The following is a 12583-nucleotide window of genomic DNA, read 5'->3' as shown; positions in this document are numbered from 1 at the left end:
GGCACACCGCAACGGCGCACGGTGGCGCACCGGCAGACGTACCGGACGGACCGCGGACCTACGCGCCCCCGGCCGGCCCGGCAGGTCCACGTGGCCCGGCCGGCGTCACGACCTACGCGCCCTCGACCGGTGCCGCCGGGGCGATCTCGTCGGCGTGCTCACCGGTGACGAGGTAGACCACCCGCTTGGCGACGGACACCGCGTGGTCCGCGAATCGCTCGTAGTAACGGCCGAGCAGGGTCACGTCCACGGCCGTCTCGATGCCGTGCTTCCAGCGGTCGTCCATCAGGTGCTGGAAGAGCGTGCGGTGCAGCAGGTCCATCGCGTCGTCGTCCTGCTCCAGCTGGAGCGCCAGCTCGACGTCCTTGGTGATGATGACCTCGGCCGCCTTCGCCATCAGGCGCTGCGCCAGCTGCCCCATCTCCAGGATGGTGGCGTGCAGATCGCGCGGCACGGCCGTCTCCGGGAACCGCAGCCGGGCCAGCTTGGCCACGTGCTGGGCCAGGTCGCCGGAGCGCTCCAGGTCGGCGCTCATCCGCAGTGAGGTGACGACGATCCGCAGGTCGGTGGCGACCGGCTGCTGCCGCGCCAGCAGGGCGATCGCCCGGGCCTCCAGGTCGCGCTGGAGGTCGTCGACCTTCTCGTCGCCGGCGATGACGTGCTCGGCCAGCTTCAGGTCCGCGTCGAGTATCGCCGTGGTGGCGCGCCCGATCGCGGAGCCGACGAGCCGGGCCATTTCGACCAGGCCCTCGCCGATCGAATCCAGCTCCTCGTGGTACGCGTCCCGCATCTGTGTCCTTCTCTCGCGTCGAGTGTCGGGTGTCGTGTGTCGCGTGGGGGGAGTGCGGCGGTGGGTCCCGGCGGTGGTCCGGTGTCCACGCTCTCACGGTCCGTGTCCGCGCGGGTCCCTCCCGGGCGGTACCGGCCCGTCACCCGGACCGCACCCTCACCCTGCGGCCGGATCGCGACCTGCGGTGCCACCGGGGGTGAACCGGTGCCGACGCCAAGGTGAACTCTGGGCGACCTGCCACCGCCTCCGGGGCGGCCGTCCGCCCGGTGCCGGCGCCCGGAGTGAACCCGCGCGGACGCCACGGTGAACTCTGGGCGACGGCTGTCCGAGCAGCGGCTCGCGAGGCTGGGGGAGTGTCGGACCCGGCACATACTCTGGAGTCATGAACGTGGATGCGGCCGTCGCCGCAGTGGCAGCGATCGCCGGGTTGTGCACCGGTGTCTTCGCGATGCTGGCGTTCCGCTGGAGCGAGCGCGACCAGGCCAAGCCCACCCGCTCCTCGCTCCACACGGACGCGGTGCTGCCGCCCGGCGTCGACACCGTCCTGTCGGTGCTCCGCTCCTCCGCCGTGGTCCTCGACGAGGCCGACGCGGTCGTCAAGGCCAGCTCCGCGGCGTACGCGCTCGGGCTGGTCCGCGGCGGCAAGCTCGCCGTCGAGCCGATGATGCAGATGGCCCGGGACACCCGCAGGGACGGCGAGATACGCCAGGTCGAGCTGGACCTCCCGCGCCGGGGCACCGGCCGCGGCGAGGCGCTCGCGGTCTCCGCCCGGGTCGCCCCGCTCGGCTCCCGGCTCGTCCTGCTGCTGGTCGAGGACCTCACCGAGGCCCGCCGCATAGAGGCGGTCCGCCGGGACTTCGTCGCCAACGTCAGCCATGAGCTCAAGACGCCGGTCGGCGCGCTGTCGCTGCTCTCCGAGGCCGTGATGGACGCCAGCGACGACCCCGAGGCGGTCACCCGCTTCGCCGGCCGGATGCAGAACGAGGCCACCCGCCTGACCAACCTCGTCCAGGAGCTGATCGACCTCTCCCGGGTCCAGAACGACGACCCGCTGGAGGACGCCGAGCCGGTCCGCGTCGACGAGCTGGTCGCCGAGGCGATCGACCGCTGCCGCCAGCAGGCCGGCGCCAAGCAGATCACCATGGCCTCCGGAGGCACCGCCGACCTGAGCGTCTGGGGCAACCGCGGCCAGCTCGCCGCGGCCCTGGGCAACCTCGTCGAGAACGCCGTCAACTACTCCCCGGCCCGCACCCGCGTCGGCATCGCCGGCCGGCGGATCTCCGCGCCCGGAGGCGACCTGATCGAGATCGCCGTGACCGACCAGGGCATCGGGATATCCGAAAAGGACCGGGACCGCATCTTCGAGCGGTTCTACCGCGTGGACCCGGCGCGCTCCCGCGCCACCGGCGGGACCGGCCTCGGCCTCGCCATCGTCAAGCACGTGGCCGCCTCGCACGGCGGGGAGGTCACGGTGTGGAGCGCTGAGGGACAGGGCTCCACCTTCACCCTGCGTCTCCCGGAAGCCGGGGCCGTACGCGACCGCGAACGGCCCGACGACCTCGCCGCGGAGGGCCTCGACGACGAGGACCGCCCGTACGAGACCTTCAACGATCCGCTCCCTGCTCATCCAGCCCCGGAGGTCCTTCCGTGACCCGAGTGCTCGTCGTCGAGGACGAGGAATCGTTCAGCGATGCACTGTCGTACATGCTCCGCAAGGAGGGCTTCGAGGTAGCCATCGCGGCTACGGGCCCTGACGGACTGGACGAGTTCGAGCGCAACGGCGCCGATCTCGTCCTGCTGGACCTGATGCTGCCGGGTCTGCCCGGCACCGAGGTCTGCCGCCAGCTGCGCAACCGCTCCAACGTCCCGGTCATCATGGTGACCGCCAAGGACAGCGAGATCGACAAGGTCGTCGGCCTGGAGATAGGAGCCGACGACTACGTCACCAAGCCCTTCTCCTCCCGCGAGCTGGTCGCCCGCATCCGCGCCGTGCTGCGCCGCCGCGGCGAGCCGGAGGAGGTCACCCCGCAGGCCCTGGAGGCCGGCCCGGTCCGGATGGACGTGGACCGCCACGTCGTCACGGTCTCCGGCGGCAAGGTCGACCTCCCGCTGAAGGAGTTCGACCTCCTGGAGATGCTGCTGCGCAACGCGGGCCGGGTGCTGACCCGCATGCAGCTGATCGACCGGGTCTGGGGCGCCGACTACGTGGGCGACACCAAGACCCTCGACGTGCACGTCAAGCGCCTGCGGGCCAAGATCGAGCCCGACCCGGGCGCGCCGCGCTACCTCGTCACGGTCCGCGGGCTGGGCTACAAGTTCGAGCCGTAGAGACACCTTCTCGGGGACGCCGACGGCCGCCGCGGGCAGGTGTGCGCGGCGGCGCGCCGGAGTACGCGTCAGGGGCGCCCATCCGGGGGGATGGGCGCCCCTGACACGTTCTCCGGGCCCTTTGCGGGCCGTGGGTCAGTGGGCCGAAGCCGAAGCCGAAGCCGACGTCTTGGGCGAGGCGGAGCCGGCGCCGGCCTTGGGCTTGCCGGACTCCGACGGCGAGGCCGACTCGGACGGCGAGGCGGTGCCGGACGGCGAGGCGGAGCCGGACGGCTGCGGCACCTGGGAGGGCCCGTAGCCCTCGAAGTACGCCTTCGCCGGGACGACGTACGCGCCCAGCTTCACCTTGCCGGCGGAGCTGAAGCTGAACGTCAGCGGCTGGAGGTTGCCGTCCTGGACGGCCTCCCGGCCGCTGGCGAGCACGGCCGAGGCGTTGCCCTGGCCGCCGATCACGACGGAACCACCGGCGGGCACGGTGATCGCGCCCGCGGAGCCGCCGGCCGGCGACAGCTTGGCCGACTGGCCGGTGCCGTTGACGGAGATGGCGGTCAGCTTCTGGTCCTTCGCGCCGTTGTTGAAGACCGTCGCGGTGACCACGGCCGGGCCCTTGGCGTTCAGGTCGGGCTGGGTGACCACGGACGCGTTCTGGATCTTGATGTCGCCCGCGGAGGTCGCGGCGTTGTCCGGCTTGACCTGCAGCGTCTGGGCGTCGTTCCCGGCCCCGCAGGCGGACAGCGAGGCGATCGAGAGCGAAAGGACGGTGGCGGCGAGGACGCCGCGTCGAAGGCTGCGGCTCACGGCGGCGGCATCTCCTTGACGAGCTACGGCGGCCGAACGTTCGTGCCCGGTCGCGGATGGACGGCTGGGGCGGTCCTGCGTACGCGTCATGACGACGGGTACGTAAAGCCGCCCTAAGGGTGTGTCAGCGCCGCTAGGTTACCGAGCCGTCCCCGCGCCGCCGCACCCGACCCGCCCCCAGCGGGATCACGGGCCCCCGCCCCGCGCGCGCCCCGGGGAAAGCCGGCCGTGGTTCGGGCCCCGGCCGGCGAAGGGACGGGGAATCCGCGGCCGCCCGCGCGGAACACTCACGCGCGTGCGGAACACCCGACGACAACCAGGATGAACGGACACCGACAACGCGCCGGAATATCTTCGGACGGCCGTTCGGGTGCCGGCCCGCCGAATCCGCGCCGTTTTCCCCGGCCGAAAAGGAGTATTCGAAGGGAATGTGAAGGCCCCGCGGAATTGATCACACTGTTCGGCCGTCGAGCGGTGATCAATTCGGGAAACGGCCGCAAGGGTCCGTGAGCAGCCGAACGGAGTAGCGGAACTCGCTCATGCGGATCCGTGCAAAACGGGACTTTCGGCCTCTCGATCAAGGGCTTCCGGGTGTGTGACGGGCACGTTTCCGCTCACCCGAGAAGCCCCTCCGACCTGCGAATACCCGCGTCCCGGCCCCCCTCGCAGCACGTCCCGGCCGCTGTTGTCAAGCCCCGAGATATGCCCTGACCTGCGAAAACGCCATTCAGAACGGTCCGTTCCCGTGTTAGCATGGATAGCCACGGAAGGGGTACCTGTCACATGACGTTCAAGGTTGGCGACACCGTGGTCTATCCCCATCACGGGGCCGCGCTGATCGAGGCCATCGAAACTCGCCAGATCAAAGGCGTGGACAAGACCTACTTGGTGCTGAAGGTCGCCCAGGGCGACTTGACTGTTCGTGTGCCAGCGGACAATGCGGAGTTCGTCGGCGTACGCGACGTGGTTGGTCAGGACGGGCTGGACCGGGTCTTCGAGGTGCTGCGTGCGCCGTATGCCGAAGAGCCCACGAACTGGTCCCGTCGCTACAAGGCAAATCTTGAGAAGCTCGCTTCCGGCGACGTGATCAAGGTCGCCGAGGTCGTGCGTGACCTGTGGCGGCGCGAGCGGGAGCGCGGGCTCTCCGCAGGTGAGAAGCGGATGCTCGCGAAGGCCCGCCAGATCCTGGTGAGCGAGCTCGCCCTCGCCGAGAACACCAACGAAGACAAGGCCGAGGCCCTGCTCGACGAGGTCCTCGCGTCCTGACGACGCTGTCCGGCGCCCCGCCGACGCAGCGGCGAGCGACGCAGCAATGACGTAGCAATGCCGCGGTGCCCGAGTGACGACCTCCTCTGTGGAGGGTCTGTTGCCGGGCGCTGCGGCATATCTGGCTGTGACGTCTGACGTTGACGCCTGACTGTGACGCCTGGCTGCGATGATCTGGCTGTGACGATCCGGCCGTGACGATCCGGCTGTGAAAAACACGCCGAGAAAGACACGCTGTGAAAGTCGCGCTGTGGATATCGCGTGGTGACGGACCGGCGGTGAAACGAGGCCGGTCCGTGAAAGGCGGGCTGCCGACGGGACGCCGGGCCCACCCAGGTGTGCCGGGCCCGGGCAGCTGCCCCGACCGATGTCACGGAAGGGTCCGGTCAAGGCGTCGCACCCGGCACTCCCCCAGCTCTTACGGGCGGGGGGTTCTCCCAGGCCATACCCACCTCGTCCGAGGAAACAAACCTGTCTGCCCCAATTCCGGGCTCGCCCCGGACTCCGGAGCCATCGATGTCAGATCCCACCCGCCCGATCCGCACCGCCGTGGTGATCCCGGCCGCCGGCCGCGGTGTCCGGCTCGGTCCCGGCACCCCCAAGGCGCTGCGCACGCTGGGCGGCACCCCCATGCTGGTGCACGCCGTCCGAGCGATGGCCGCCTCCCGGGCCGTCTCCCACATCGTCGTGGTCGCCCCGTCCGACGGCGCCACCGAGGTCGACCGCCTGCTGCACGAGTACCCGCTCGCCGACCGCACCGAGCTCGTCGTCGTCCCCGGCGGGCAGACCCGCCAGGAATCCGTACGCCTCGGCCTGGCCGCGCTGCCCGAGGGCATCGACGTGGTGCTGGTGCACGACGCGGCGCGCCCGCTGGTCCCGGTCGACACGGTCGACGCGGTGATCGCGGCGGTACGCGCCGGGGCCCCCGCCGTGGTCCCCGCGCTGCCGCTCGCCGACACCGTCAAGCAGGTCGAGCCGCAGCCCCAGGGCGCCCCCGAGCCGGTCGTCGGCACCCCGAGCGGTCCCTGCTGCGCGCCGTGCAGACCCCGCAGGGCTTCGACCTGGAGACGCTGCGCAAGGCGCATGACACCGTCGTGGAGGGCGAGGGCGCCACCGATGACGCCGGGCTGGCGGAACGCCTCGGCGTACCGGTCGTGGTCGTGCCCGGTCACGAGGAGGCGTTCAAGGTGACCCGGCCGCTGGACCTGGTCCTGGCCGAGGCCGTACTCGCCCGGAGGAGGGCCACCGATGGCTACGTCTGAGCAGATCCCCGCCGGCCCGCTGGTCCCCCTCGTGGGCATCGGCACCGACGTGCACGCCTTCGAGCAGGGCCGTGAGCTGTGGTGCGCCGGGCTCCTGTGGGACGCCGCGGAGAGCGACGGCTACGGGCTGGCCGGCCACAGTGACGGCGACGTGGCCGCGCACGCCGCCTGCGACGCGCTGTTCTCGGCGGCCGGCGTCGGCGACCTGGGTGCGCACTTCGGGACGAGCCGCCCCGAGTGGTCCGGCGCCTCCGGCGTGACCCTGCTGGCCGAGGCCGCCCGGATCGTCCGCGCCGAGGGCTTCACCATCGGCAACGTGGCGGTGCAGGTGATCGGCGTCCGCCCGAAGGTCGGCAAGCGGCGCGACGAGGCGCAGAAGGCGCTCTCGGCGGCCGTCGGCGCGCCGGTCTCGGTCTCCGGGACCACCTCGGACGGGCTGGGCCTGACCGGCCGCGCCGAGGGCCTGGCGGCGGTCGCCACGGCCATCGTCTTCCGTGTAGCGGCGTAATACGGAGGCGCGGGTCCGGCCACGGCGTCATACGGAAGACGCGGGTCCGGCCACGGCGTCATCTGGGACGCGCGGGTCCGATCGGCCCAACAGCGGCCGGTCGGACCGGCGCCGGCCGGCGGGAATGCCGGGCGGCGCACGGGTGTTGAGGCAGGATCGGAGTGCTCGTGTCCCTCGGAACGGCCCGCAGGAAGGACCCCTCGTGACTGCCACCCTGTCCGACGACCTCAAGATGCTCCTCGACACCCCGGTCTTCGTGACCGTGGCGACGATCCAGCCCGACGGCAGCCCCCAGGTCTCGCCGGTGTGGGTGAAGCGGGACGGCGACGACCTGCTGATCTCGACGACCGTCGGCCGCCGCAAGGAGGCCAACCTCCGCCGGGACCCGCGCGTCTCGGTCGTCCTCCAGCCCTTCGACGCCCCGTACACCTACGCCGAGGTCCGCGGTACGGCCTCGCTGACGACCGAGGGCGGGCCGGAGCTGATCGACGAGCTGTCGCTGAAGTACACCGGCAAGCGGTACGCCGAGTTCAACCCGGCGGCGGGCGAGGACGCCCAGCGGGTGGTGGTCCGGATCACGCCGCGCAAGGTGGTCGGCGGTATCTGAGAGGCCGCGTCCGGCGCCGCCCGCAGGGGACGGAAGTGCCTCGCGGGCGGCCCTCACTTCAGGCTTTACTTCCGGCAAATCGGAAGGATATGACGGTTCTGTGTCCCTGCGGCCGATGCGTCGCGGGGCACTGCCAGGTTCCGACTACCCTGGTTCCGTGACGATTCGCCTGTACGACACCAGCGCCCGGCAGATTCGCGACTTCACCCCGCTCACGCCGGGCTGCGTCTCGATCTACCTGTGTGGTGCGACCGTGCAGGCCGCCCCGCACATCGGGCACATCAGGTCGGGGCTGAACTTCGACATCATGCGCCGCTGGTTCGCCCACCGCGGCTACGACGTGACGTTCGTCCGGAACGTCACGGACATCGACGACAAGATCATCGCGAAGTCGGCCGAGCAGGGCCGCCCGTGGTGGTCGATCGGTTACGAGAACGAGGTCGCCTTCAACGAGGCGTACGACGTCCTCGGCTGCCTGCGCCCCACCTACGAACCGCGCGCCACCGGCCACATCCCCGAGATGATCGAGATGATGCGCGGCCTGATCGAGCGCGGCCACGCCTACGCCTCGGACGGCAACGTCTACTTCGACGTCAAGTCCTTCCCGGAGTATCTCCGGCTCTCCAACCAGGAGTTGGACAACCTCCAGCAGCCCTCCGGCGCCGGCGAGACCGGCAAGCGCGACCCCCGCGACTTCGCCATGTGGAAGGCCGCCAAGGAGGGCGAGCCCAGCTGGGAGACGCCCTGGGGCCGCGGCCGGCCCGGCTGGCACCTGGAATGCTCGGCGATGGCCCACAAGTACCTGGGCACCGCCTTCGACATCCACGGCGGCGGCGTCGACCTCGTCTTCCCGCACCACGAGAACGAGATCGCGCAGGCCCAGGCGTACGGCGACGACTTCGCCCGGTACTGGACCCACAACGCCTGGGTGACCATGAGCGGCGAGAAGATGTCCAAGTCGCTGGGCAACTCCCTGCTGGTCTCGGAGATGGTCAGGCGCTGGCGCCCCATCGTGCTGCGCTACTACCTCGGCACCCCGCACTACCGCTCGATGATCGAGTACAGCGAGGACGCGCTGCGCGAGGCCGAGTCGGCGTTCGCCCGGATCGAGGGGTTCGTCCAGCGGGCCGTCGAGAAGGTCGGCGTCGTCGAGCCCGCGGCCGAGGTCCCGCCGGCCTTCGCCGAGGCGATGGACGACGACCTGGGCGTCCCGCAGGCGCTGGCGATCGTGCACACCACCGTCCGGCAGGGCAACTCCGCGCTGACCGCCGACGACAAGGAATCGACGGTGGCCCGGTTCGCCGAGCTGCGTGCGATGCTGGGCGTGCTCGGCCTGGACCCGCTCGACGAGCGTTGGTCCGGCGGCGGCACCGACCGCGGTGAGGACCTGCACGGCGTCGTCGACTCCCTCGTCCGCCTCGTCCTCGACCAGCGGCAGTCGGCCCGCGAGCGCAAGGACTACGCCACCGCCGACGCCATCCGCGACCAGCTCCAGCAGTCCGGCCTGGCCATCGAGGACACCCCCTCCGGGCCGCGCTGGTCGCTGTCCTGACCCCCGTCGCGCCCGTGGGCGGCCCGCCGGATTCGCCCTTCCCGGCGGACACGGGCGACACTCAATCCATACGTACGTACCCACTCCACGTCGCGAGACGTCGAGAGCAGTGAAGAAACAGGTGACCCATGGCCGGCAACAGCCAGCGCAGGAACCGCCGCACGTCCAACAAGAAGGGCGCCCAGGTCGGCAGTGGCGGTAAGCGGCGCCGGGGCCTGGAGGGCAAGGGCCCGACCCCGCCCGCCTCGGCGCGCAAGGGACACGTCAAGAACCGCGTCGCCAACGCCAAGGCGAAGCAGGCCGCCAAGCGCCCGGCGCCGCGCCGCGGCGGCGCCAAGGGCACCGCCGAGCTGGTCGTGGGCCGCAACCCGGTCGTCGAGGCGCTGCGCGAGGGCGTGCCCGCCACGACGCTGTACGTGCAGCAGTTCATCGACAGCGACGAGCGGGTCCGCGAGGCGCTGCAGCTCGCCGCCGACCGCGGGATGAACATCCTGGAGGCGCCGCGCCCCGAGCTGGACCGGATGACCAACGGCCTCAACCACCAGGGCCTGGTCGCCCAGATCCCGCCGTACGACTACGCGCACCCCGAGGACCTGGCCGCGGCCGCCTTCGACGACGGTGAGGACCCGCTGATCGTCGCGCTGGACGGGGTCACCGACCCGCGCAACCTCGGCGCGGTCGTCCGCTCCGTCTCCGCCTTCGGCGGCCACGGAGTGGTCGTGCCGGAGCGCCGGGCCGCCGGGATGACGGCCGGCGCCTGGAAGACCTCCGCGGGCACCGCCGCCCGTACCCCGGTCGCCCGGGCCACCAACCTCACCCGCGCCCTGGAGTCGTACCAGAAGGCCGGTCTGACCGTCGTCGGCCTGGCCGCGGACGGCGACACCGAGCTGCAGGACCTGGAGGTCCTGGACGGCCCGGTCGTCATCGTCGTCGGCAGCGAGGGCAAGGGCCTGTCGCGGCTGGTCGGCGAGACCTGCGACCTGCGCGTGCGGATCCCGATGCCGGGCGGCGCGGAATCGCTGAACGCCGGTGTCGCGGCCGGCGTCGTCCTGTGGGAGGCGGCCCGCCGCCGCGCCTGACCGTCCGCGGCCCGGGGCGCGTACGTCCGCGTACGCCCCCGGGGCCCACGGCTCCGCGCCCCGTCCCTCCCCACCCTGGGGCACAACCTGACCCTCCGTGGGCCTTTTGGACGCGCATCCCGCATCCCGTGATCTTTTGACGGGTCTCGGACAGATCGACCCGGTCAAGGCAGTGTCTTAACCGCGGGTCACTCGGTTAGATGAGCGTGGACACCAGAACACCCCGCACGCCTACGGGGGGACGCTCGCCGGGTTTCGATGACGAGCCGGGCCTGAGCTCGGTCAAGGTGCCGTGCGATCCCGCGCAGGTCATCGTCAACCACGCCAGCTTCCGCGTACAGCTCGCCGGGCCCATGGCGGGTGACGCCATGGCCGACACCGCGCGCATCCCCGCCGTCCGCGCACCGTCCTCCGGTGCCAGACGCCGGGCTCCCGTGGTGTGGAGCGGCCGCACCGCACCGGGCGGCACGGCCGGCGCCACCACCCAACTCCTGCACGCGGTGCGCGACGCGGGCATCGGCCTCGACGGCGGCCAGGGCGACGACGTCGGCACGACCCAGGTCCTGCCGCGGGTCCGGCTCGACGAGCCCGCCCCCGCCCAGACCGTGATCGGCCAGCGCGGCCCCGCCGAATCCGACCGTACCCTGCTGCGCGGCGTACGCCCCGTGGGCAGCGCCTACGCCGACAACAACGGCGCGCCCCCCTACCGCCCCGCCTACGGCGGCCGCGGCCCCGCCGAGGACGGCTACGACGACGACCACTTCGAGGCCCGGGACCCCTACGACACCGGGTCCCGCCGTCGTGGCGCCGACACCGTCCGGCACGCCTACTACCCGGGCCGCCGGATGAACCTCGGTGTGGTCCTCCTCCCGCTGCGGATCTTCCTCGGCCTGATCTCCGTCTACGCCGGCATGGGCAAGCTCTGCGACCCCGTCTACTTCGACGGCGGGGAACGCGGCTCGATGGTCAAGTGGCTGCTGTCGCTCGACCCGTGGGCGCTGGCCGTTCCGCTGCGCGACTTCGCCGTCTCCCATCCCGTGGGCGCCGGCCTGACCGTCGCCTTCCTCCAGGTCGTCGTCGGCGTCCTGACCATGTGCGGGCTGTGGCAGCGGCTCGCCGCGTCGATCGGCGCGCTGCTCTCCGCCGCCCTGCTGATGACCGTCAGCTGGCGCATGGTCCCCGCCTACGACGCGCCCGACATCATCTACCTCGCCGCCTGGAGCCCGCTGATCATCGCGGGCGCACCCGTCTACTCCATGGACGCCCGGCTGGCCGGCGAGGCGTGGCGGCGGCTCGGGCCCCGCGTGGAGGTCGCCGACCTGCGCCGCCGGGTGCTGCGCCGCGGCGCGATGATGACCACGATGGTGGCCGGTCTGACCCTGCTCATCGGCTCGCTGCTCGGCGGCGCCGTACGGTCCGCGACGGTCACGCCCGTGCCGCGGCCCGGTGAGCCCGCGATCAACAACCTGCCCGGCTCGCCACTGCCCCGCCCCGGCAAGAACGCCACCCGGCCGGGCCGGCACCACCCCGGCAGCGCCTCCTCCCGCGCCGGCACGCCCTCCGCGGGCGCCTCGCACAAGGCCCACAAGCCCCGCCCGTCCGCGTCGACGCCGGGCACCGGCCGCTCGACGGGCACCACCAGCGGCTTCTCGCAGCAGCCCGGCGCCACCACCAGCGCCCCGCAGCAGACCGTCCCGACCCGCGTCCCCGTCCCGAGCCACGCCGCCCCCTCCGCGGGCGGCACCGGCGGCGGCACGACCGGCACGGGCTCCACGGGCTCGGCCGGCTCCGGCGACTCCGGCAGCCGCGGGAGCACCCTGGGCGGCCTGCTGGGCTGAGCTCCTGACGGGGGGCTCCGCGCCGCCCGCCTCCCCCTGGATCTGCGCCGCCGCCCACCCCTTCGGGGGGTGGGCGGCGGTGTGTGGGGCGGTTGCCGCGCCGCGGGGCGCGGTGTGCGGGGAGGGGCCGGAATCACGGATCGGCAATATCGGCACACGGCTTCCGTGGTGCGGGCATCATGTGCTGACCGACCAGCGAACGGGGCCCGCCATGTCGTCTCAAAAGCCTGCTCCGGAGCCACCTCGGCCGCCTCGCGGTGCACCGATATCCCTCGACGGCGACGGAACCCTGAGGGTCAACCGGTGGCGGGCTCCCGCGAGGGGCGCGACCGTCCAGACCATCGACGGCACGGGCAAGCGGGTCACCGTGACACGACTGTTCGTGACCGGCGTGTTCGCCTTCGCGTTGAAGAAGAAGACCGGCGCACTGTCCGTCGTGGTCTGTGCAGCGGACGGCGACAGCGCAACGGTGAAGGTCTCGGCGAAGAAGGCCCAGAACGTCATGGCCTGGGCCGTCGCGTTCAACGCCTGGTCCGAAGCGAACAGCTGAGTCGC

At 72.1% G+C, this 12583-nt stretch carries 11 protein-coding genes and 1 pseudogene; 10 read left to right on the top strand and 2 right to left on the bottom strand.

What is annotated here, in order from left to right; all coding sequences use genetic code 11:
• Window positions 1-112: 112 nt before the first annotated feature.
• Window positions 113-790: a phosphate signaling complex protein PhoU gene (gene phoU, locus OJ254_RS06140; protein ID WP_265361555.1), complete on the bottom strand. Its 678-nt coding sequence runs from the start codon at window positions 788-790 to the stop codon at window positions 113-115.
• A gap of 382 nt (window positions 791-1172) precedes the next feature.
• On the opposite strand from phoU, the gene phoR reads away from it, so the two are divergent.
• Window positions 1173-2441: a two-component system sensor histidine kinase PhoR gene (gene phoR, locus OJ254_RS06135; protein WP_265361554.1), complete on the top strand. Its 1269-nt coding sequence runs from the start codon at window positions 1173-1175 to the stop codon at window positions 2439-2441.
• Between the two features lie 5 nt (window positions 2442-2446).
• Window positions 2447-3118: a two-component system response regulator PhoP gene (phoP, locus tag OJ254_RS06130; RefSeq protein ID WP_481005524.1), complete on the top strand. Its 672-nt coding sequence runs from the start codon at window positions 2447-2449 to the stop codon at window positions 3116-3118.
• A 135-nt stretch (window positions 3119-3253) separates the two neighbouring features.
• Here the strand turns inward: phoP and OJ254_RS06125 are convergent, their stop codons facing one another.
• The gene (locus OJ254_RS06125; RefSeq protein WP_265361552.1) at window positions 3254-3916 is read right to left on the bottom strand and encodes a copper chaperone PCu(A)C domain-containing protein; all 663 of its coding nucleotides are present in this window, start codon (window positions 3914-3916) and stop codon (window positions 3254-3256) included.
• A gap of 783 nt (window positions 3917-4699) precedes the next feature.
• Here OJ254_RS06125 and OJ254_RS06120 point away from each other — a divergent pair.
• The 8 genes and pseudogenes from OJ254_RS06120 to OJ254_RS06085 all read left to right on the top strand — a co-directional run bounded on the left by OJ254_RS06120 (window position 4700) and on the right by OJ254_RS06085 (window position 12578).
• A complete protein-coding gene (locus tag OJ254_RS06120) occupies window positions 4700-5182 on the top strand; it encodes a CarD family transcriptional regulator (protein ID WP_003953493.1) in 483 nt (160 codons plus the stop codon).
• Window positions 5183-5698: 516 nt separating this feature from the next.
• Window positions 5699-6444: pseudogene (gene ispD / locus OJ254_RS06115) on the top strand (2-C-methyl-D-erythritol 4-phosphate cytidylyltransferase).
• Window positions 6431-6952: a 2-C-methyl-D-erythritol 2,4-cyclodiphosphate synthase gene (gene ispF, locus OJ254_RS06110; RefSeq protein ID WP_265361551.1), complete on the top strand. Its 522-nt coding sequence runs from the start codon at window positions 6431-6433 to the stop codon at window positions 6950-6952. The pseudogene ispD and the gene ispF overlap by 14 nt, the downstream one beginning before the upstream one ends.
• Before the next feature lie 202 nt (window positions 6953-7154).
• Window positions 7155-7559 carry a PPOX class F420-dependent oxidoreductase gene (locus OJ254_RS06105; protein ID WP_265361550.1) on the top strand — a complete coding sequence of 135 codons (405 nt, stop codon included), beginning with the start codon at window positions 7155-7157 and terminating at the stop codon, window positions 7557-7559.
• A 157-nt stretch (window positions 7560-7716) separates the two neighbouring features.
• Entirely contained in the window at window positions 7717-9111 is a 1395-nt protein-coding gene (gene cysS / locus OJ254_RS06100) for a cysteine--tRNA ligase (protein ID WP_265361549.1), read from the top strand.
• 128 nt (window positions 9112-9239) lie between these two features.
• Window positions 9240-10190 (top strand): 23S rRNA (guanosine(2251)-2'-O)-methyltransferase RlmB, encoded by a 951-nt coding sequence (gene rlmB, locus OJ254_RS06095; RefSeq protein ID WP_265361548.1) that lies wholly within the window; start codon window positions 9240-9242, stop codon window positions 10188-10190.
• A 200-nt stretch (window positions 10191-10390) separates the two neighbouring features.
• Window positions 10391-12028 (top strand): DoxX family protein, encoded by a 1638-nt coding sequence (locus tag OJ254_RS06090; protein WP_265361547.1) that lies wholly within the window; start codon window positions 10391-10393, stop codon window positions 12026-12028.
• A gap of 367 nt (window positions 12029-12395) precedes the next feature.
• The gene (locus OJ254_RS06085; protein WP_261956238.1) at window positions 12396-12578 is read left to right on the top strand and encodes a hypothetical protein; all 183 of its coding nucleotides are present in this window, start codon (window positions 12396-12398) and stop codon (window positions 12576-12578) included.
• Window positions 12579-12583: the final 5 nt, after the last annotated feature.

Source organism: Streptomyces endophytica (genome assembly GCF_026153355.1).
GTDB classification, from domain to species: Bacteria; Actinomycetota; Actinomycetes; order Streptomycetales; family Streptomycetaceae; genus Streptomyces; species Streptomyces endophytica.
This window is presented reverse-complemented; position numbering and strand designations above follow the sequence as displayed.

Excerpts from the sequence above, each read along its gene's own strand:
- rlmB (WP_265361548.1), top strand. The coding sequence starts at position 9,240 with ATGGCCGGCAACAGCCAGCGCAGGAACCGCCGCACGTCCAACAAGAAG.
- phoR (WP_265361554.1), top strand. The coding sequence starts at position 1,173 with ATGAACGTGGATGCGGCCGTCGCCGCAGTGGCAGCGATCGCCGGGTTG.
- ispF (WP_265361551.1), top strand. The coding sequence starts at position 6,431 with ATGGCTACGTCTGAGCAGATCCCCGCCGGCCCGCTGGTCCCCCTCGTG.
- phoU (WP_265361555.1), bottom strand. The coding sequence starts at position 790 with ATGCGGGACGCGTACCACGAGGAGCTGGATTCGATCGGCGAGGGCCTG.
- OJ254_RS06120 (WP_003953493.1), top strand. The coding sequence starts at position 4,700 with ATGACGTTCAAGGTTGGCGACACCGTGGTCTATCCCCATCACGGGGCC.
- OJ254_RS06090 (WP_265361547.1), top strand. The coding sequence starts at position 10,391 with ATGAGCGTGGACACCAGAACACCCCGCACGCCTACGGGGGGACGCTCG.